Source organism: Comamonas thiooxydans (assembly GCF_002157685.2).
GTDB classification, from domain to species: Bacteria; Pseudomonadota; Gammaproteobacteria; order Burkholderiales; family Burkholderiaceae_C; genus Comamonas; species Comamonas testosteroni_H.
On sequence record NZ_AP026738.1, the window covers coordinates 5,177,658 to 5,198,228 of the forward strand.

The window sequence follows — 20,571 nt, forward strand, 5'->3', positions numbered from 1 at the left end:
TTTCATATGGGTGCATACCTATTACCACTGGGCGCGGTGCTGATCTGGTCGGTCAACACCGTGGTCAGCAAGCTGGCCGCAGACAGCATCAGCGCGGCCGAGATCGGGTTCTTCCGCTGGCTGGTGGCCGCCGTGCTGTTCACGCCCTTCGTTCTGCCCTCGATCTGGCGCCAGCGCGCCGACATCAAGCCCCTACTGCCAAGGATCGTCGTTCTGGGCGTGCTGGGCATGGTCATCTACCAAAGCCTGGCCTATTACGCTGCCCACTTCACCACGGCCACGCATATGGGCATCATCGGCTCGCTCACGCCCATGCTGGTGCTGGCCCTGGCCGTGTTCATGCTGGGCCAACCGCTGACGCATGGCGGCATCTGGGGCTCATTGCTGGCGATTCTGGGAGTCGCGCTGGTGGTTTCATCGGGCCGGCTCAGCCATCTGGCATCCGAGGGCCTGAACCTGGGCGACGCCATGATGTTCCTGGCCATGCTGGCCTATGCGGTCTACAACATCCTGCTCAAGCGCTGGCCCATGCCGCGCCTGGCCACGGTGCAGCTGCTGTATCTGCAGGTGCTGGTTGCCGTGATCGTGCAGTTCCCGCTCTATCTCTTCTCGCCCAAGACCGGGCTTGACGCCGGCAATCTGCCGCTGGTCGGCTATGCCGGCATCATGGCCTCCATCGCCGCGCCGCTGCTGTGGATGAAGGCGGTGCAGACGCTGGGACCCGGGCGATCGAGCATGTTCTTCAATCTGATCCCGGTCTTCACCGCCCTGATCGCTGCATTCACGCTGAACGAGCCCCTGGCGGCCTACCACGCCGTGGGCGGCATCATGACGATTGCCGGTCTGCTGCTGGCCGAGCTGTGGAAGGCCCCGCTGCGCCCGCGGCCTGCCCTGACCTGCAGTGCTAAAGCAGCAGATTGAGAATCGCGTAGCTCATCAGCGACAGCAGACTCACCACGAACACCAGCATGACCCAGGGCCCCCAGCGCTGCTCGCGCCAGGAAAAACCAACCAGCAGGCCTACGCAACAGACCCCCAGCAGCACCAGAATTGTGTTGAACGTGAGCAAGAGCAGTCCTCCCTCAAACAGACTTTGCCCCATTGTTCCCGATTGCAGGCCCAAGGGGAAACACCATCTCCCCAGGGCTTGATGTGAATCAATCACCAGTCTCTGGCACCAGGCGCAGACCGGGGTTTTGAGCGGCCCGGCAGCGCGATCCGGTGCGGATGAATCCTAGGGTTTTCCCGCGCTTTATCGGTGCACGCCTGCCTCATGCCGGTGCAAAGCCCGCACCACCTCTGCTCATAAGAATTTGCATTCAGGGCCGCTCAGAATTTCTTGTTGGACAGCCTCTCGCTGCCTTTCGATACTGCCGCCACAGGAACACCGGCCCGCGCCGCACCCCATGTTCCAAGACACACAGGAGCGCCAGCAAAAGCGCCCCATGTGCCCGCTGCACTTTCGCATACAGGAGACTCCCCATGAGCAGCCCGGCTTCCGCCACCCACCCTCTTGCCGGCCATGCCGGTGCGCACGCGCACCCCGACATGGACGCCACCTACCGCAAGATCACCTGGCGCCTGATCCCCTTTCTGGTCTTTCTCTTTGTCCTGGCCTGGATAGACCGCGTCAACGTCGGCTTCGCCAAGCTGCAGATGCTGCAGGACCTGCAATTCAGCGAGGCCATCTACGGCCTGGGCGCCGGCATCTTCTTCATCGGCTACTTCCTGTTCGAAGTGCCCAGCAACCTGCTGCTGGAGAAGATCGGTGCACGCAAGACGCTGGCGCGCATCACCATCCTCTGGGGCGCGGCCTCCATGGCCATGGCCTATGTGACCACGCCCACCATGTTCTACGTGCTGCGCTTCATCCTGGGCGTGGTCGAGGCCGGCTTCTTCCCCGGCGTGGTGCTGTACCTCACCTACTGGTTCCCGGCCCGCCATCGCGCCCGTATCAACGGCCTGTTCATGACCTCGTTCGCCATCGCCGGTGCCGTGGGCGGCCCGATCGCGGGCGCCATCATGAACGGCATGCAGGACGTGGGCCATCTGGCCAACTGGCAATGGCTGTTCATTCTTGAAGGCATTCCCTCGGTGATCGCCGGCTTCTTCGTGCTGGCCTGGCTGCCCGAGAAGCCCGAGAACGCCAAGTGGCTGAGCGCCGCCGAGCAGCGCGCCGTCAGCGCCGCCGTGGCTCAGGAGAGCCAGCAAGGTCACAAGCAGCACTCCTTCGCCGACGCCTGCCGCAACTACCGCGTCTGGCTGTGCGCCGCCGTGTACTTCTGCATCGTCAGCGGCAACGCCACGATCGCCTTCTGGTCGCCGTCCATCATCAAGGAGATCGGCATCCAGAACAATCTGCAGATCGGTCTGATCTCGGCCATTCCCTTCCTGGCCGGCACGCTGGCCATGGTCTGGAACGGCATGCATTCGGACAAGACCGGCGAGCGCCGCATGCACAGCGCCATCGCCGCCTTGATCGCCGCCGCAGGCCTGATCCTGACCGGCATGTTCCTGCACAACGCCGTGCTGGCCCTGTGCGCGCTGACGCTGGCCTCCGTCGGCATCCTCGCCGCCTTCCCCGTGTTCTGGTCCATTCCATCGGCCTTTCTGGCCGGCACGGCAGCAGCAGGCGGCATTGCGCTGATCAACTCCGTTGGCAACCTGGCCGGCTTTGTGGCGCCCTACATGATCGGCGCGCTCAAGACCAGCACCGGCTCGCTGTCTTCGGGGCTGTACTTCGTGGCCGCGCTGGAGTTCCTCGCCGCCTTCCTGGTCGTGCTCTTCGTCAAGAAGCAGTGACCTCCTGACGCTGCCTGTGCAGCGCCGCCATGCGAGGCCCACGACCCCGCTCTCCCTTTCTTGAGATTTCCGCCATGCAACTGCAGTTCACCACCCCCGAAGGCCAGACCTTCGCCCCTGATTTCGACACGCTCATCGTCGCCGGCTGGGCCGGCCGCGACCGCGAGGCCATCGAACACCACATCGAAGAGCTGGCCGCCATCGGCATCCCCCGCCCCAGCGCCGTGCCGCTGTACTACCGCATCTCCAGCAACCAGCTGAGCCAGCGCAGCGCGCTGCAGGTGCTGGGCCCCGACTCCTCGGGCGAGGTCGAGGTCTTCGTGTTCACGCATGGCGGCGAAATGTTCGTGAGCCTGGCCTCCGACCACACCGACCGCAAGCTCGAAGCCTACAGCGTGGCCTTTTCCAAGCAGGCCTGCGTCAAGCCCGTGGCCACCCAGGCCTGGCGCTTTGCCGACGTGGCCGGCCACTGGGACGAGTTGGTCGTGCGCTCCTGGATCGTGGAAGACGGTCGCGAGGTGCTCTACCAGGAGGGCACGCTGGCCAGCCTGCGCACGCCCCAGGACCTGATTGCAGGCTTCACGGACGGCAAGCAATTGCTGCCCGAGGGCTGCGGCATGACCTGCGGCACGGTAGGCGCCATCGGCGGCATCCGCCCCTCGGCGCAGTTCACCATGGAGCTGTACGATCCCCGCAGCCAGCGCTCCATCCGCCACAGCTACCGCAGCAAACTGCTGGACGTTGTGGCCTGAGCCTTCCTCCAGCCCCCGGCCGTTTTCATCGACAGGATTTCCCATATGACCCAAGCCTTCCCTCTTTCCACCCTGGAGCAAGCATCGCAGCACCTGGGCTCCGGCCAGACCACCTCGGTGCAGCTGACCGAGCAGGCCCTGACCCGGGCCATGGCGGGGGAAGGCCCCAAGGTGTTCACGCGCGTCTTCCAGGGCTCGGCCCTGGCCGAAGCCCGCGCCAGCGACACGCTGCGCGCGGCGGGCCTGGCGCGCTCGCCCATCGAGGGGCTGCCTATCTCGGTCAAGGACCTGTTCGACATCGCGGGCTTCCCCACGCTGGGCGGCTCGCGCCTGTTGGCCGATGCGCCGCCCGCGCAGCGCACGGCCGAAGTGGTGCAGCGCCTGCGCCAGGCCGGCGCCGTCATCGTGGGCACGACCAACATGACGGAGTTCGCCTACTCGGGCCTGGGGATCAATCCGCACTACGGCACGCCGCGCAACCCCTGGCAGCGTGACGAGGACGGCGGCCGCATTCCGGGCGGCTCGTCCTCGGGCGCGGCCATCTCGGTCACCGATGGCATGGCCATGGCGGCCATCGGCTCGGACACGGGCGGCTCGGTGCGCATTCCCTCGGCGCTGTGCGGCCTCACGGGCTTCAAGCCCACGGCGCGCCGCGTGAGCATGGAAGGCGTGCTGCCGCTGTCGGCCAACCTGGACTCCATCGGCCCGCTGGCATCCAGCGTGCGCTGCTGCGCCACGCTGGATGCCATTCTTTCGGGCGAGCCGCTGGGCGAGCTGCAGGCCGCGTCGCTGCAGGGCCTGCGCCTGCTGGCCCCCACCAACGTGGTGCTGGACGGCATGGACGCCACCGTGGCCGCCGCCTGGGAGCGCGCGCTGTCCCTGCTCTCGCAGGCCGGCGCGCAGATCACGCATGCCGTGGTCGCGCCCTTCGGAGAGCTGCCCGGCATCAATGCCAAGGGCGGCTTCACGGCCGCCGAGGCCTGGGCCTGGCATCGCCACCACATCGCCACACGCCTGTCCGAATACGACCCGCGCGTGGGCACACGCATCCTGCGCGGCAAGGACATCAGCGCGGCCGACTACATCGACCTGCTGGCACGCCGCAAGCAGTGGATTGCCTCGGTCGGTGCCCAGATGGCCGACCACGACTTGCTGGTCATGCCCACCGTGCCCGTGGTCGCCCCCAAGATCGCCAACCTCGCGGCCAGCGACGACGCCTACTTCGGCGCCAACGGCCTGATCCTGCGCAACCCCACGCTGATCAACTTCCTCGACGGCTGCGCCATCTCCCTGCCCTGCCATCGCGCAGGCGAAGCGCCCGTGGGCCTGAGCCTGGCGGGACTGGGCGGGCAGGACCAGCGCCTGCTGTCCGTGGCGCTGGCCGTGGAGCAGCTGCTGGCTTCGGCGCAGGGCTGATCGCCGGGGCCCCGGACGGTCTAACCGCCCAGGCCGCTACCCGGCAGCCGCGCCACCGCCTGGCCGTGATTCAGCGCAAAGGCGGCGGCGGTCTCTTCGGCCGCGCGCGCCACCACTTCGGTCAAGGGGTTCTGGTGGTCATTGCGGTAGCAGGCCACAAGGGGCAGCGAGGGAAACTCGCGGTCCACGCGCAGCAGGCGCAGGCGTTGCTCGGCCAGCTCGCGCTGGATGATGGCCGGTGGCACGGCGGCCACGCCCAGGCCGTCGCAGACCACGCGGATCATGGTGGCCACCGAGGCAATGCAGTTCAGGTGCACCGAGGCAATGCCCTCGGACGAGAACAGCTGCTCGACCACCGCATAGGGTTCCGAGCCGCGCGCAAAGCACATGATGGGAAAGGCAGCCAGCTCGGCCAGGCTCAGCGTCTCGTCGCCAATGCCCAGCTTGGGGCTGCCCACCCAGGCCATGGGAAATTCACCCAACGACAAATGGCCCACGCCGGCCGCCGTCACGGGCTTGGCCTGCAGCGACAGGTCCAGCTGGCCCTTCACCAATTGCTCGGACATGTGCAGCGTGGTGTCGCAGGCAATCTCCACCTGCAGCCGCGGATAACGCTGCTGCAGCAGCGCGAGAAAGTCGGGGAACCAGCTGTGCACGATGGATTCGATGGCGCCGATGCGGATCACGCCCGCATAGGCCTGCTTGTCCAGCATGTCCTCGCGCATCTCGCGCATCAGCCTGAGCATGCGCTCGGCATGCACCAGGGCCTTGGCGCCGTCGGCCGTGAGCGTGACCTCGCGCACGCCGCGGTCGAACAGGCGCACGCCGAACTCCTGCTCCAGCGTGGCGATGCGGCTGGAGACGGCAGCCTGTGTGGTGAACAGCCGCTCGGCCGTCATGCGGAAGTTGCGCAGCTCGGCCAGCAGCACAAAGGTTTCCAGAAACCGTAGATTCATGGGCCGATGTTAATCATCGCCTGCGGCCTTGCCCACTTTTCGGGTCATATCGATATAGCCCATTCGCAGAACGCTTGCGTGCACAATGCTCTGTGTCTGCGCAGACAGCCTGCGCTGCGATCCACTGTCCCACCATCCCTTATTCGCGGAGGTCCGATGAGAGCTGACAACATTCTGCAAACGATTGGCGACACGCCCGTCATTCACATCAACCGTCTGTTCGGAAGCAATACCAACGTCTGGATCAAGTCCGAGCGCAGCAACCCCGGCGGCTCCATCAAGGATCGTATTGCCCTGTCCATGGTGGAAGACGCCGAGAAGTCCGGCGCGCTCAAACCCGGCGGCACCATCATCGAGCCCACCAGCGGCAACACTGGCGTGGGCCTGGCCCTGGTCGCGGCTGTCAAGGGCTACAAGCTGATCCTGGTCATGCCCGAGAGCATGAGCATCGAGCGCCGCCGCCTGATGCTGGCCTATGGCGCATCGTTCGATCTGACTCCCAAGGAAAAAGGCATGAAGGGTGCCATCGCCCGCGCCCAGGAACTGGCTGCCCAGACGCCCGGAGCCTGGATTCCCCAGCAATTCGAGAACCCCGCCAACGTGGCCGTGCATGAGGCCACCACGGCCCAGGAAATCCTGCGCGACTTCCCCGACGGCATCGACGCCTTCATCACCGGCGTGGGCACAGGCGGTCACCTGTCCGGCGTGGCCAAGGTGCTCAAGGCCAAGTTCCCCAACCTCAAGGTCTATGCGGTGGAGCCTTCGGCATCGCCCGTGATCTCGGGCGGTCAGCCCGCACCCCACCCGATCCAGGGTATTGGCGCCGGCTTTGTGCCCAAGAATCTGGACGTCAGCCTCCTCGACGGCGTGATTCAGGTGGAGGCCGAGCCCGCACGCGAATACGCGCGCCGCGCCGCTCGCGAGGAAGGCCTGCTGGTCGGCATCTCCTCGGGCGCCACGCTGGCCGCCATTGCCCAGAAGCTGCCCGAGTTGCCGCCCAGTGCCAGGGTGCTGGGCTTTGCCTACGACACGGGCGAGCGCTACCTGTCGGTGGAAGGCTTCCTGCCCAACGCCTGATCGCGCCGCGCGCCTTCCTGCCACGCCGCACCAGATGCGGCGTTTTTCATGCCCGTCGCGCACCTTGCGCATAGCCCGAGTTCGCCGCACAGTCATCGGCTTGTGCCAATGGCCCATGGGACAAGCGGTCATCGAGTCCGCTTGACACCAATTCAGGGCACTCCCCTACCATGGGGACAAGATATGCCACAAGCATGACACGGGAGTATTTCCATCTTGTTCCGATTTTTTGAAAAACAGGTAGCCCCTTATCCCGGCCAGGAGCCCAAAGTTCCGCCCAAGGGATTCTTTGCCTTTGTCTGGGCCTGTACCCAGGGCATGCGCGGCTGGATTGGCCTGATGACCCTGACCTCGGCCCTGCTGGCCGCCTACGAAGCGGTGCTGTTCGCCATCATGGGCCGCGTGGTGGACTGGCTGGGCACGGTCTCGCCCGCCAACTTCTGGGCCGAACAACAGGCCACGGTGCTGGGCATTGCCGCCATCCTGCTGGGCAGCGTGGCGCTGCTGGCCCTGCACACCACCGTGATGCACCAGGTGCTGGCCATCAACTTCCCCATGCGGCTGCGCTGGGTGTTCCACAAGCTGATGCTGGGCCAGAGCATGTCCTTTTATGCGGACGAGTTTGCCGGCCGCATCACCACCAAGATCATGCAGACCGCGCTGTCGGTGCGGGAAGTGGTGTTCATGGTGGTGGACGTGTTTGTGGGCGTGGGCGTCTACATGATCGGCATTCTGATCCTGGCCGCCAGCTTCGAGTGGCGGCTGATGATTCCGTTTGCGCTGTGGTTCATCGCCTATGCCGCTGCCTGCTTCTATTTCGTGCCGCGCCTGGGCCAGATCGGCAAGGAACAGGCCGATGCGCGCTCCATGATGACGGGCCGCGTCACCGATGCCTATACCAATATCGCCACCGTCAAGCTGTTCGCCCACACGCGCCGCGAAGCCGAATATGCGCGCAATGCCATGGAAGCCTTCAAGGCCACGGGCTATGCGCAGATGCGTCTGGTCAGCCTGTTCGAGATCACCAACCACCTGATGATTGCCCTGCTGCTGCTGGGCAGCGGCGGCACGGCGCTCTATCTGTGGACGCAGGCTCAGGCCTCCGCCGGCGTGGTGGCGGCCGTGATTGCCATGGCGCTGCGCCTGATGGGTTACTCGCACTGGGTGATGTGGCAGATGACGGGCCTGTTCGAGAACGTGGGCACCATCCAGGACGGTATCACCACGCTGACCAAGCCTCGTACCATCGTCGATGCACCCGACGCCAAGCCGCTGCAGGTCACGCGAGGAGCGATTGCCTTCGAAGATGTGAGCTTTGGCTACAAGGAGGGCGGCAAAAAGGTGCTGGACCACCTGAACCTGCACATCCGTCCCGGCGAGCGCATCGGCCTGATCGGCCGTTCGGGCGCGGGCAAGTCCACGCTGGTCAATCTGCTGCTGCGCTTTCATGAGCCGCAAAGCGGCCGCATCACCATCGACGGCCAGGACATTCGCAGCGTGACGCAGGACAGCCTGCGCAGCGCCATCGGCATGGTGACCCAGGACACCTCGCTGCTGCACCGCTCCATGCGCGACAACATCCTCTATGGCCGCCCCGACGCCAGCGAAGCCGAGATGCAGGCTGCCGCCGACAAGGCCGAGGCTTCGGACTTCATCGCCACGCTGACCGACCTCAAGGGCCGCAGCGGCTATGACGCCCAGGTCGGCGAGCGCGGCATCAAGCTCTCGGGCGGCCAGCGCCAGCGCGTGGCAATTGCACGCGTGATGCTCAAGGACGCGCCCATCTTGCTGCTCGACGAAGCCACCAGCGCGCTGGACAGCGAGGTGGAAGCCGCCATCCAGGAAAGCCTGGATTCGCTGATGGACGGCAAGACCGTGATCGCCATTGCCCACCGCCTCTCCACCATCGCGGCCATGGATCGCCTGATCGTGATGAACGAAGGCCATATCGTGGAGGAAGGCACGCACCAGCAACTGCTGCAGCGCGGCGGCATCTACGCAAAGCTCTGGGCGCACCAGAGCGGCGGCTTCCTCGCCGACCAGGATGAGGCCGTGCAATAAGCCGACGAGCCGGTCTGCCTGCTACATTGGATACGGCAGCGCAGCCGGCTTGATGCCCGGGTCTCCTCATTGGCGGGCGCGGCAAGGTGGCCAGCAAAACCTGGCCGGTGCATTCCAAAGAAGCCGCCGTCCGGCGGCCGCCAATTGCATGCACCAAGGATGAAGTCTTGTGAAGCGAAGCCAGGCAATGAGGCGCTGATAATGCGATGCAGCAAGAGGTCCACGCAATGAGCACCACCTACGGCAAACTGAAACCCATCGATTACGCACAGGCCTCAATGACTTTTGCTCTCAAAGATGGCTCGATATCCGGAGTTCAGAACCCAGAGACAACAGAGCTGATCAGTGCGGAGCGCTTCAGCGAATTCATCAATCACCTCTACGATGCTGCTTCTTTGCCGGAGGCCTGGGTTCCCTGCCTGGAGGTGATTCGTACGCATATGCGCAGCAATTTTGCAGTGCTGATCATCCGCCAGACCGAGGGAGACAATATCGGTTTGACGATCACCGCATCCGGAGGGCTCAAGGGCTTGCTTACGCACGACGTCTACAGCGAGCACAGTCCATTCCTTGGCATGCCCAAGGAGCAATTCAAGACCATTCCCGACCTGATGTCCGAAAGCGAATGGCGCAGCAGCGTCTATTACAAGGACTGGTGCCGTGTGCACAATATTTTCCATGTGATGGCCGCAGATATCGTGACCAAGGATGGCAGTGTCTACGGCCTGCGGATCACGCGCCCCGAGTCGGAACCCGCCTTCAGCCAGCGGGATCTGGATCTGGGCCGCATGCTCATGCCGCATATCCGCCGTGCGCTGAACATGCATCTGGCGCTGCACCATGATCGTCAGGTCATGTCGCTGTACAGCACCGTCACGGCGCGCTTGATGGTGGGTGTCGTCATCCTGGACCAGAATGGCCGATTGCTGGAAAGCAACCCTGCGGCCAAAGGCATTCTCGATGCTCAGGATGGCATCCGGATCTCTGGAGGCATGCTGGAGGCTGAATATGCAAGCGACAACCGAAAGCTCCAGCGCTTGGTCAAGGATGCCTTGCTGTCATCCCAGGCATCGACGTCCGTCATGACCGAAGGTATCTCGATTGCCCGTCCTTCGGGTCAGCTCAACTGGGGGCTTGTGGTCCAGAGCATTTCCTCAGGTGACAACGCAGAGGCCAAGAGCCGTCCCTGCGTAGCCGTGTTCATGCGCAACACGGATGGCAAAGCCGATCCATCCACACATCTGGCCCAGCAGCTGTTTCAGCTCACGTCTTCGGAGACCTCGCTGGTGATACAGCTGACCCATGGTTTGACGCTGGAGGAGGCAGCCAAAGCGCTGGGCATTCGCCTCAATACCGCAAGAGCTCACCTGCGCTCCATCTTCTCCAAGACCGGCGCACGCCGTCAGAGCGAGCTGGTACGCTTCTTTCTCAATAGCGCGGCCTGGCTGGGAAGCAAGAGCGACTCCTAACCCTTGCTTGGGCGATAGCCGAGCTCCAAGCCTCTAGTTGCAACGTCCAGATATCACCCTCCTGGAACAGCAATGAAAACAGGTGATCATCAGCTTTGGGGCGACCGCCAGGGAGCCGCCGCAAAGGCCCCCGTCACCCATTGCTTGAACGCCTTCATGGCTCCCGTGTTGTACTGTCCCGAAGGTCGTAGCAGGTAGATGCCCCCGGTATCTCCCAACGTCCATTGCGGCAATATGCGGACCAGCTCTCCAGCATGGATGGAGGGCATGAGGTGCCAGTCACTGCCGGCGATGATGCCCACACCTTTGATTGCCGCATGAAGCAAAGCTTCGTTGTCGTTGCTGAGAATGGAGCCGCTGACGCGCACCGATTCGGCGGTCTTCGCTGCCCGCTTTCCTGCCGACTGAACCAGTCGCCATTGCGGAAAGTCCAGCAGGCCGGTGTAGCCCAGGCAGTTGTGACGGGCAAGATCCGCAGGCCTGTTTGGCGCTTCATGGCGCTCAAGATAGCTGGATGATGCACACAGAAGGCGATACTGATCACATAGCCGCGTGGCAACCAGCCGGCTGTCCGCCAGGTTGCCGATACGTATGGCGGCGTCAAAACGCTCTCCCACAATGTCCACGATGCGCTCGCTGTACTCCACTTCGAGCGCTACCTCCGGGTAGGCCAGGGAAAAATCCGCCAGCATGGGGCTGATCCACCGCCGCCCCATCGTCGCGGGCATGGACAAGCGCAGGCGCCCCCGTATTTCCTGCGCTCCCTGCGCCGCTTCCTGCTCTGCATCCCGAATCAGATGGGCAGCCTGGCGCAGCTTTTCGACAAGCCGCCAGCCCTCGTTGGTGAAATGCAGCTGGCGCGTGGTGCGCTCCACCAGGCGCACGCCCAGTCTTCGCTCGAGAGCCTGCATGCGCTTGGAGAGCACCGAAGGGTGACGCGCCAGCAGTCGTCCCGCAGCGGCAAACGAACCCTGGTCTGCCAGTGCGACCAGCGTGGCGAGCTCATCCGTGTGCTGGCTGTCGAATATCTCCATGGTGTCTATAGCGATTCAGGGGGTGAGGATGATCGAACCTTGCGAGCGTCCTCGCTCCAGGTCTGCGTGCGCCAGGGCTGCGTCCTTGAGCGCGTAGCTTTTCCATATGCGAGGCGTGAGTATGCCGCCTGCGATGGCATCCAGCACGTCCTGCACACGGCTCTGATACTCCTCTATCGTGGCCGTATGCGCGGCCAGAGACGGACGGGTCAGAAACAGCGAGCCCTTGGCATTGAGCACGCCTACCTCGACGGCGGGCGGCAGGCCCGATGTGGCACCAAACGACACCATCAGCCCTCTGGGTCGCAGACAGTCCAGCGAAGCGAAGAAAGTGTCTTTTCCAATGGAGTCGTAGACCACATCCACCTTTCGTCCCTGCGTGGCCTGCATCACCTGGGATGCCAGTGTCTGCGCATCAAAGACAAACACCTGGTCGCAGCCTGCCGCCTTGGCACGTTCCACGCTGGCGGGCTTGGAGACGACGCCCAGAACCTGGGCGCCCAGATGCTTGGCCCACGCGCACATCAGTTGTCCGAGAGCCCCGGCAGCGCCATAAATCAGGACGCGGCTGTCTTGACTCACCTGGCCGGTGGTCTTGAGCAGGTACTGAGCCGTGATGCCCTTGAACAGGACCGACGCCGCGGCATCATCCGCGAGACTGTCCGGAAGCCTGATCAGACGATCAGCGGGGAACAAGCGCGCACTGGCATACGCGCCCAGCGGCCCGGTTGCGTAGCCTACACGGTCCCCTGACCTCAAGCCCGACACTCCCGAGCCCACGGCTGCCACTATTCCAGCGCCCTCCAGACCCAGTCCCGAAGGCAATGCAATCGGGACCAGCCCCTTGCGCTGATTGACATCCAGAGGATTGACACCGATGGCGGTCTGCTCGAGCAGAACTTCGCCCGGCCCTGGTGACGGCAGATCCAGCTCTTCAAGCTGCATCACTTCGGGCGCACCTGAGCTGTAGATTCGAATGGCGACAGCCATGGCTTTTCCTTGGGAATGATGAAGAAGCCATCGTATTCATGCCATCTGCGTGCATCAACATGAGCTCATGCACATAATAAGTGCATGTGGTGCAGCAATCTCTGCATGGCGCCCCGTGCTTGGCCGAAGCCATGAAGCGGACTGCCACTGTCACACCGCCAGTTGCGAGACAAGGTAGCCAGTCAGCTGAAGAAGAATCAGACGCTTGAAGCGAAAGAAGATTTACAAGGAAGCTTGATCAATGAGCATAGAACTCCCCAAACATGCGCAGCAGCAGGCCATTGCCTCCATAGAACGCTATTTCCGTGAAAACATGGACGAACCCATAGGCAATATGCAATCCGGTGCCCTGCTGAATTTCTTTCTCGCGGAAATAGGCCCCAGCATCTACAACCGTGCCGTGGCCGATGTGCAGGAAAACCTGCAGGCCCGGCTGCAGGAGCTGGACTATGAAGTCGGCAAGGAAGAATTCAGCTACTGGACGGCCAAGCGCGCTGGCAGGCGCTGAGATGATGTCTGCCCGACGCCTGCAGGCAGCTCTGCGGCCAGACCAGCCGCCCCCGACTGTGGCGACGCTGGTGGTGCTGGCCCAGGCTCTCAGGGATGAAGGCATGACCCAGGCCGCGCTCTACCGCCTGTATCAGGCCGAACATGCACGCAGCGACCTCGACGATCCGCACCTGGAGGCGCTGGCCGAGACCATGGATCTGATCTGGGGTGGTGGCTGGGCCAAAGGCCATGCCTTGTTCGAACAGGAGCTATCGCAAGAACGGCTGGACAGCGAGTAGGACGGGGCCGGCTGGCATACCATCGCCGCATGCGTCTTCTCCATACCTCCGACTGGCATCTGGGCCAGCACTTCATGGGCCGCAGCCGTCAGGCCGAGCATCAGGCCCTGATCGACTGGTTGCTCACCCAGGTGCAGACCCATGCCGTGGATGCCGTGCTGATCGCCGGCGACATCTTCGACACCGGAGCCCCGCCCAGCTATGCGCGCGAGCTGTACAACCAGCTCATCGTGCGCCTGCACGACGCAGGCACGGCCTTGCTGATGCTGGCGGGCAATCATGACTCGGTCAGCGTGCTCGATGAAAGCCGCGAGCTGCTGAGCTACCTGGGCGCCCAGGTGGTCAGCTCGACCGGCGACGAGGCCCGGCATGTGATCACGCTGCCACTGCGCGGCGCGGCCCGCAAGCCTGGCTGCATCGTCTGCGCACTGCCCTTCATCCGCCCGCGTGATGTGCAGCAAAGCCAGGCCGGGCAAAGCGCGCAGGACAAGCAGCAGGCACTGCAAGCCGCGATTGCGTCCACCTACCAGCGCGTGTATGCCGCCGCCCTGCAACAGCAACAGGCGATGCAGGCCAGCAACGGCGAACTGCTGCCCATCATTGCCACCGGTCATCTGACCACGGTGGGTGCCAGCAGCAATGAATCGGTACGTGAGATCTATGTAGGCGCACTGGAGGCTTTTCCGACCAGTGCTTTCCCGCCAGCCTGCTATATCGCCCTTGGCCATATCCACAAGCCGCAGCTCGTCGGCGGACTCGATCACATCCGCTACAGCGGCTCGCCCATCGCCCTGGGCTTTGACGAAGCCAGACAGACCAAGCAGGTCCTGCTGGTGGATCTGAATGCCGACGGACTGCAGACCGTCACTGCCCTGCCCGTGCCGGTGTTCCAGCCCATGGCCTCCATCGCCGGCAGTCTGGCGCAGATGCCCGAGCTGCTGAAGTCTGCCGCCGCTCAAACCCGCAACAATCTGCCTGTCTGGCTTGAAGTCACGGTCGAGGAAGACGACTATCTCTCCGACCTCACGGCGCGCGTGCAGGCCATGGCCGAGTCGCTGCCCGTGGAGGTTCTGCGCATCAAACGCCAGCGCGGCCAGGCCGCAGCACAGCTGTCCGGCGAGGCCCGCGAGTCGCTGGATGAACTCACCCCGCTCGATGTGTTTGCGCGCCGACTGGCCCAGGAGAGCCTGGAGCCGCCGCTGCAATCGGCGCTGACCGAGCGCTATCAACAGGTGCTGCACGGCCTCCACGACGAACGAGGAGCAGCGGCATGAAAATTCTCAAACTGCGGCTTAAGAACCTGAACTCGCTCAAGGGCGAGTGGAATATCGACTTCACCGCTGCCCCCTTTGCCGACAACGGCCTGTTTGCCATCACCGGCCCCACGGGTGCAGGCAAGTCCACGCTGCTCGATGCCATCTGCCTGGCGCTCTATCACCAGACGCCTCGGCTCGACAGCATCAGCGGCAGCAACGACATCATGACGCGCCACACCGGCGAATGCGAAGCCGAGGTGGAGTTCGAGGTCAAAGGCGTGGCCTACCGCGCCTTCTGGAGCCAGCGCCGCGCGCGCGGCAAACCCGACGCAGCCCTGCAAGCTCCCAGGGTGGAGCTGGCACTGGTGGCGGACGGCAGCATACTCACCACCCACGTCAAGGACAAAACCCGGCGCATCGCCGAGATCACCGGACTGGACTTTGCGCGCTTTACCAAGTCCATGCTGCTGGCCCAGGGAGGCTTTGCCGCCTTCCTGCAGGCCACGGCCAATGAGCGCGCCGAGTTGCTCGAAGAGCTGACCGGCACCGATATCTACGGCCGCATCTCGGAGAGCGTCTTTGCACGCGCGCGCGACGCGCGTCAGGCCGTGGAAAAGCAGCAGGCCCAGGCCCAGGGCATGCAGTTGCTGGATGCCGGCACGCGCGAGCAGTTGCTGTCCCAAGCCGCACTGTTGCAGACCGGCTTGACGGATCTGCAGGCACGCCACCAGCAACTGCAAACCGTGCAGCGCTGGCAGGCACAGACCATGCAGGCCATGGAGGACGTGGAACAGGCGCGCAATGCACAAGCGAACGCCCAGCAAGCGCTGAGTGATGCCGCCCACGATCTGCTGCGCCTGCAGGCCCATGGACCTGCTCAGGCAATCCAGCCCGTGCATCAGCGCTGGCAGCTGGCACAAGACCAGCAAAGCGAACAGACTGCGCAATTGCAGCAACTGCATACCCAGCGGCTGCAAGCCCAAAGCGCGCAATGGCAGCAACACCAACAGGCCCGGCAATTGGCTGACGCTCAGCTGCAGCAGTCAAGGCTGCAACTTCAGTCTGCACAGGCCCGGCAGGCCGACTTGACGGCATGGCAGCAAGCCCATGCCAGCCACGCCCTGCTGGGTGAAAACCTCAGCGGCTGGCGCGAACAGCTGCAGCAAGCGCAGCAACTGCAGCAGCAAGCTGCCCAGACAAAAGCGCAGGCCATGCAGTTGCAGCAAGTCGCCCTGCAGCTGCAGCAGCAAGCCGAGGCACAGACGCAGCAATCCACGCAGTCGACACTGCAAGTCTCCCTGATTCAGCAACAGCAACAGGCCGCAGAGCAAGCCCTGCAGCAGCAGTTGGTCACGCACGGCAGCCTGCCTCAGTTGCGCAGCCACTGGCAAAACGCAGAGCGCCAGTTGCATCACTGGCAGCAGTTGCAGGAGCATGCCGCGCTGCGCCAGCCCCTGGACGCGCAGCAGCAGCGCAATGCGCAGGCCTTGAACGCCGTTGGTTCCCGCATTCAGGAACAGCTTGCACAACGCGATGCCCTGCGTGCTCAGTACAAGGCGCTCAAGGACAAGGTGAGCGACAAGCAGGCCCTGCTTGACCAGGAGCGCCTCATCCAAAGTCTGCAAGACCACCGCGCCGCGCTGCACCCCGGCGAAGCCTGCCCTCTGTGCGGTTCTCAGGATCACCCGGCCATCACCGAATATGCAGCGCTGGATGTATCGGCCACTGCCGCTGCGCTGCAGCAAGCACAGAGCGCGCTGGAATCGCTGCAACGCCAGGGCGAGCAGCTGAACACCGCGCTGGCCACTGCCCAGGGCCAGCAGCAACAGCAGCAGGAGCAGCACCAGACCATTGCCCAGCAAATTGAAAAATGGCTGGCACGCTGGGCTGAATTGCGCGCACAGAGCATGGTGCCACCGGATGAGGCGGCATGGCAGCAGCCCGATGCACTGCGCACCGCTTGCGCTGAAGCCATGCAGCAGATTGCGCAGCTGCAGCAGAACCTGGCCGATGCCGAAACTGCCGAACGCCAGCTGCAACAGGCCAAGGACGCCTGCCAGGCGGCCCTGCAACACCAGCAACAGATCGAGCATGCACAGGCCAGCACCCGGCAGGCTCTCCAGAGCAATCTGAGCCAGCAGGAGCAGACCGCTCAGGCACTGCAAGCCCTGGAGCAGCAGACCGGCGACCTGCAGACCCGCTTGCAGCATACCCTGCAGAAGGCAGGCCATGCATTGCCCGAAGGCCCGGACACGGCAGACTGGCTGGCTGCGCGCCAGCAGGAATGGCAGCAATGGCAGCGCCAGCAGCAGTCCATGCAGACGCTGGCCCAGCAGATTGACCTGCTGCAACGCCAGGTCGCGCAGGCCGCAGAGGATGCCGAGCACTGGCAGCAGCGCAGCCAGGCCCTGCCCGACATGTCCGCCGACGCCACCGCCTATACAGTGCCAGCCGCAGCCACGCTGCAAGACTGCAAAACCCTGCTCGAGCAGACTGCGCAGCAGCTGGCCACGCTGCAAGGTCAGGCAAGCCAGGCACAAGCCACGCTCGAGCAGCTGCAGCAATCGACGCGGCAGGCCCAGGCCGAATGGCAGCAGGCGCTGCAGGCCAGCCCGTTCTCCGACGAAGCGCAGTACAGCTCGGCCCTGCTGTCCGATGCCGAACAGCAAGGTCTGCAGGCAATGAGCAACCAGCTTCAGGGCGCGGCACAACGCGCGGCCACCTTGCAGGCCGACGCCAGCCAGCGCCTGGCCGAGCTGCAGGCCCAGGCGCTCAGCGCCGAAACGCCCGAGAGCATCAGCGACCAGATCACGCAACTGGAGACCGAACGCACCCAGCAGGCCGAGCAACTGGGCGCGCACCGTGCCCGCCTGGCGGACGACGACCAGCGCCGCGCGGGCCAGCAAGCCCTGCTGGCCCGGATTGCCGAGCAGGAACAGGACAGCGATCTATGGCAGCACCTGGACAGCCTGATAGGCTCCGCCAGGGGCGACAAGTTCCGCAAGTTCGCACAGGGGCTGACGCTGGACCATCTGCTGCATCTGGCCAACCGGCACCTTGAGCGCCTGCACGGTCGCTATCTGCTGCGGCGCAAGCCCACGGGCGAGCTGGAACTGGACATCGTGGACGGCTGGCAGGGCGATGTGGCGCGCGACACCCGCACGCTCTCCGGCGGCGAGGCCTTTCTCGTCAGCCTGGCACTGGCACTGGCACTGTCCGATCTGGTCAGCAGCAAGACCTCGATTGACTCGCTATTCCTGGACGAAGGCTTCGGCACGCTGGACGGCGATACGCTGGAGATCGCCCTGGCCGCGCTCGATGCACTCAACGCCAGTGGCAAGATGATTGGCGTCATCAGCCATGTGGAAGCCCTCAAGGAGCGTATTCCGGCGCAGATCCGCGTGGAAAAAGCGGCTGGAATCGGCTACTCCAGACTGGTGATCTGAAGCCTGGTTCAGGTGCCGGGTGGAGGTGGCGGCATCATGCCCGGGCGCGGCGGCCGCATGCCGCCGGGCCGCCCCGGACCACCTGGCCCACCTGGGCCGCCCGGCGGCATGGAGCCCTTGACCTGGCAGAGCTTGTCGGCGCTGTCGCTGCGCACCACCACGGTCTTCGATGCCAGCATCACCCCGCCCAGATTCTGCACATCGAAGACATAAGCCGTCTTGTCCGGCTCCTGCCCGACCACGTTGTCCACATCCAGGCGGGTATCGGGCTGGCCCTTGTCCTTGTAAAGCTGCGCCTGCGAAAAGATTTCGCTGTTGAGCGCATCGCTGAACAACAGCTGGCTGGTCAACCACGATGCAGCGCTGTCCGCCGGATCGTAGCTGCCTTGCAGAATGCGGAAGTGCACATGCACGGCACGGCCCCGATACCAGCCGGGGTAGCAGCTGTCGAAGCGCGCCACGCCATTGCCGTCGGAGCGCTGATAGCCGCGAAAGAACTGCTTGTTCACATCGGCGGCATCGTTGTTGCACATGCGGTGAATCTGGCCCGAGTAACCGCCCGTGTGATTGGTATGCCAGATCTCCACAATCGTTCCCGCCACCGGCTCGCAGCGCTCGTTGACCACGCGAATCTGCATATGCAGCGGCAGGCCATTCCAGCCATCGCTGATATCCGTTCGCTGCGGCGACAGCGTGTGGCAGGGGCCTATGGTGGCCTCGCAGGTCAGGCGGCAACCGCCCGCCAGCCCGGCACCGGCAAACGGGTTGACGCTGCGCACAGCCGCTGTAATGGCGGCCGTACCACCGCTCAACCATGGAGCAGCCGCTTGTCCCCCGCTCCTCACCGACTCCGCAGCAGGAGCTGTGCAGCCGAGCAAGGGAATGACTGGCAGCGCCCCCAGTACAGCACCGGAATGCTGCAGCCAATGCCTGCGGGTAAGTGGTAGGAACGAGTCGGAGGATGAATGGGGCATGGAGCTTGGGCGTCAAGTCAGACTGACTGCATGCTAGTGCACGGCAAGTCATTCAGGCGCTTGCTTTGCGAGCTTTACCGCAACGATACATCCACGCAGCGCCCCCCAAATTACCCTTAACCGGCAGATCTCCAGCACTGCCAAACACTCACCAATCCATAGCAAAAACCACTTTAATTGCGGGCGTAATAGATTGATTTCAATAAAGAAAATTCAAGACTTCGAGCAGCCACCCGTCCATCAAGTCTGGTGTTAACCCTCTGCGCCGGCCTGTCACTCGCTTCAAAGATGCATGCACTGGCGGAAGGCCAGGATAACCACCCTGAGGAGATGAAGTAGATGACACAGGAGACCCAGAAAACCGGCCGCCGCAACCTACTCAAAGGTGCCGCAGTGGCTGCTTCCGCCATGTCCGTGCCCATGATAAGCACGGCCCAGACCACGTCCTGGCGCTTTCAGAGCACCTGGCCAGCCAAGGACATTTTTCACGAGTTTGCCCAGGACTTCGCGAAGAAAGTCAACGACATGACTGGCAACCGCCTCAAGATCGAGGTGCTGCCTGCCGGCTCCGTGGTGCCTGCATTCCAGTTGCTGGATGCCGTATCCAAAGGCACGCTGGATGGCGGGCACGGCGTGATTGCGTACTGGTATGGCAAAAGCCAGGCCGTAGCGCTGTGGGGGTCCGGACCGGCCTTTGGCATGGATGCCAATATGGTGCTGGCCTGGCACAACTATGGCGGAGGCAAGGAGTTGCTGGACGAGATCTACGGCGGCCTGAAAATGGACGTGGTCTCCAAACTCTACGGCCCCATGCCGACCCAGCCGCTGGGCTGGTTCAAGAAACCCGTGGCCAAGGTGGAGGACCTGAAGGGACTGAAATTTCGCACCGTCGGCCTTGCCGTGGATGTTTTTACGGAAATGGGTCTGGCAGTGAACCCGCTGCCTGCCGGTGAGATCGTTCCAGCCCTGGATCGCGGCCTGCTGGATGCCGCCGAGTTCAACAATGCATCCAGCGACCGCGTGCTGGGCTTTCCGGATGTGACCAAGAACTGCATGCTGCAAAGCTTTCACCAATCGAGTGAGCAGTTTGAGGTGCTGTTCAACAAGACCAAGTTCAACGCACTGCCGGCCGAGATCAAGTCCATCATCGAGTACGCCACCCAGGCCGCCAGCGCCGACATGAGCTGGAAGGCCACCGACCGCTATGCCAAGGACTATGCAGAGATGCAGTCCAAGCAGGGCGTGAAGTTCTACAAGACACCCGACACCATCCTGCGCGCCCAACTGGCCGCCTGGGACAAGGTGACATCCAAGAAGGCCGCCGAGAACCCCATGTTCAAGCGGGTGATGGACTCCATGCGCACGTTTGCCCAGCGCAGTGGGCGCTGGCAAAACGATACCGACCTCGACTTCAAGATGGCCTGGAACCACTACTTCGCGCAAAAGCGCAGTTGATGTCGACACAGCGCAGCCCAGAAGGGGCGGCGCCTGTTTTCCTCCCGCAACCCCGCCCCGGCAGGCGGGCATCCCATCCTCTTCGCACCTCGCTG

Annotated in this window: 17 protein-coding genes; 12 read left to right on the top strand and 5 right to left on the bottom strand. The window is 63.8% G+C overall.

The window, feature by feature from the left end; all coding sequences use genetic code 11:
• Positions 1-6: 6 nt before the first annotated feature.
• Entirely contained in the window at positions 7-921 is a 915-nt protein-coding gene (locus CTR2_RS24120) for a DMT family transporter (RefSeq protein ID WP_087084432.1), read from the top strand.
• Here CTR2_RS24120 and CTR2_RS24125 read toward each other — a convergent pair.
• Entirely contained in the window at positions 905-1,069 is a 165-nt protein-coding gene (locus tag CTR2_RS24125) for a hypothetical protein (RefSeq protein ID WP_223305621.1), read from the bottom strand. The genes CTR2_RS24120 and CTR2_RS24125 overlap by 17 nt on opposite strands.
• Positions 1,070-1,482: 413 nt before the next feature.
• Here CTR2_RS24125 and CTR2_RS24130 point away from each other — a divergent pair, with 413 nt between their 5' ends.
• The 3 genes from CTR2_RS24130 to CTR2_RS24140 all read left to right on the top strand — a co-directional run bounded on the left by CTR2_RS24130 (position 1,483) and on the right by CTR2_RS24140 (position 4,970).
• Positions 1,483-2,802 (top strand): MFS transporter, encoded by a 1,320-nt coding sequence (locus tag CTR2_RS24130; RefSeq protein ID WP_087080385.1) that lies wholly within the window; start codon positions 1,483-1,485, stop codon positions 2,800-2,802.
• A 74-nt stretch (positions 2,803-2,876) separates the two neighbouring features.
• Positions 2,877-3,554 carry a DUF2848 domain-containing protein gene (locus tag CTR2_RS24135; protein ID WP_087080383.1) on the top strand — a complete coding sequence of 226 codons (678 nt, stop codon included), beginning with the start codon at positions 2,877-2,879 and terminating at the stop codon, positions 3,552-3,554.
• Positions 3,555-3,599: 45 nt separating this feature from the next.
• Positions 3,600-4,970 (top strand): amidase, encoded by a 1,371-nt coding sequence (locus CTR2_RS24140; RefSeq protein ID WP_087080380.1) that lies wholly within the window; start codon positions 3,600-3,602, stop codon positions 4,968-4,970.
• Positions 4,971-4,990: 20 nt separating this feature from the next.
• Here CTR2_RS24140 and CTR2_RS24145 read toward each other — a convergent pair whose 3' ends face one another.
• Complete coding sequence (locus CTR2_RS24145) at positions 4,991-5,926, bottom strand: LysR family transcriptional regulator (protein ID WP_087080379.1); 936 nt, start codon at positions 5,924-5,926, stop codon at positions 4,991-4,993.
• Between the two features lie 156 nt (positions 5,927-6,082).
• Here CTR2_RS24145 and cysK point away from each other — a divergent pair, with 156 nt between their 5' ends.
• The 3 genes from cysK (at position 6,083) to CTR2_RS24160 (ending at position 10,533) form a co-directional block, all read left to right on the top strand.
• Positions 6,083-7,003 (top strand): cysteine synthase A, encoded by a 921-nt coding sequence (gene cysK / locus CTR2_RS24150; RefSeq protein WP_087080376.1) that lies wholly within the window; start codon positions 6,083-6,085, stop codon positions 7,001-7,003.
• Between the two features lie 216 nt (positions 7,004-7,219).
• Positions 7,220-9,064 (top strand): ABC transporter ATP-binding protein, encoded by a 1,845-nt coding sequence (locus CTR2_RS24155; RefSeq protein WP_087080374.1) that lies wholly within the window; start codon positions 7,220-7,222, stop codon positions 9,062-9,064.
• 227 nt (positions 9,065-9,291) lie between these two features.
• Entirely contained in the window at positions 9,292-10,533 is a 1,242-nt protein-coding gene (locus CTR2_RS24160; RefSeq protein WP_087080372.1) for a helix-turn-helix transcriptional regulator, read from the top strand.
• Between the two features lie 89 nt (positions 10,534-10,622).
• Here CTR2_RS24160 and CTR2_RS24165 read toward each other — a convergent pair whose 3' ends face one another.
• Entirely contained in the window at positions 10,623-11,567 is a 945-nt protein-coding gene (locus CTR2_RS24165; RefSeq protein ID WP_087080370.1) for a LysR family transcriptional regulator, read from the bottom strand.
• Positions 11,568-11,582: 15 nt separating this feature from the next.
• The gene (locus CTR2_RS24170) at positions 11,583-12,557 is read right to left on the bottom strand and encodes a quinone oxidoreductase family protein (protein WP_087080368.1); all 975 of its coding nucleotides are present in this window, start codon (positions 12,555-12,557) and stop codon (positions 11,583-11,585) included.
• A 241-nt stretch (positions 12,558-12,798) separates the two neighbouring features.
• Here CTR2_RS24170 and CTR2_RS24175 point away from each other — a divergent pair, with 241 nt between their 5' ends.
• Genes CTR2_RS24175 through CTR2_RS24190 form a run of 4 tightly spaced genes read left to right on the top strand, consistent with a single transcriptional unit; the run spans position 12,799 to position 18,047 of the window.
• Complete coding sequence (locus CTR2_RS24175; protein WP_043375203.1) at positions 12,799-13,065, top strand: DUF2164 domain-containing protein; 267 nt, start codon at positions 12,799-12,801, stop codon at positions 13,063-13,065.
• A 1-nt stretch (position 13,066) separates the two neighbouring features.
• Positions 13,067-13,345 (top strand): hypothetical protein, encoded by a 279-nt coding sequence (locus CTR2_RS24180; RefSeq protein WP_087080366.1) that lies wholly within the window; start codon positions 13,067-13,069, stop codon positions 13,343-13,345.
• A 29-nt stretch (positions 13,346-13,374) separates the two neighbouring features.
• Positions 13,375-14,619, top strand: coding sequence for an exonuclease subunit SbcD (sbcD, locus tag CTR2_RS24185; RefSeq protein ID WP_087080364.1), 1,245 nt, complete (start codon positions 13,375-13,377; stop codon positions 14,617-14,619).
• Positions 14,616-18,047, top strand: coding sequence for an AAA family ATPase (locus CTR2_RS24190; RefSeq protein WP_087080363.1), 3,432 nt, complete (start codon positions 14,616-14,618; stop codon positions 18,045-18,047). The genes sbcD and CTR2_RS24190 overlap by 4 nt, the downstream gene beginning before the upstream one ends.
• Positions 18,048-18,055: 8 nt before the next feature.
• Here the strand turns inward: CTR2_RS24190 and CTR2_RS24195 are convergent, their stop codons facing one another.
• Positions 18,056-18,859 (bottom strand): dioxygenase family protein, encoded by an 804-nt coding sequence (locus CTR2_RS24195; RefSeq protein WP_254913208.1) that lies wholly within the window; start codon positions 18,857-18,859, stop codon positions 18,056-18,058.
• A gap of 501 nt (positions 18,860-19,360) precedes the next feature.
• Between CTR2_RS24195 and CTR2_RS24200 the strand changes: the two genes are divergently transcribed.
• The gene (locus tag CTR2_RS24200) at positions 19,361-20,476 is read left to right on the top strand and encodes a TRAP transporter substrate-binding protein (protein ID WP_087080361.1); all 1,116 of its coding nucleotides are present in this window, start codon (positions 19,361-19,363) and stop codon (positions 20,474-20,476) included.
• The last annotated feature ends 95 nt before the right edge of the window (positions 20,477-20,571 follow it).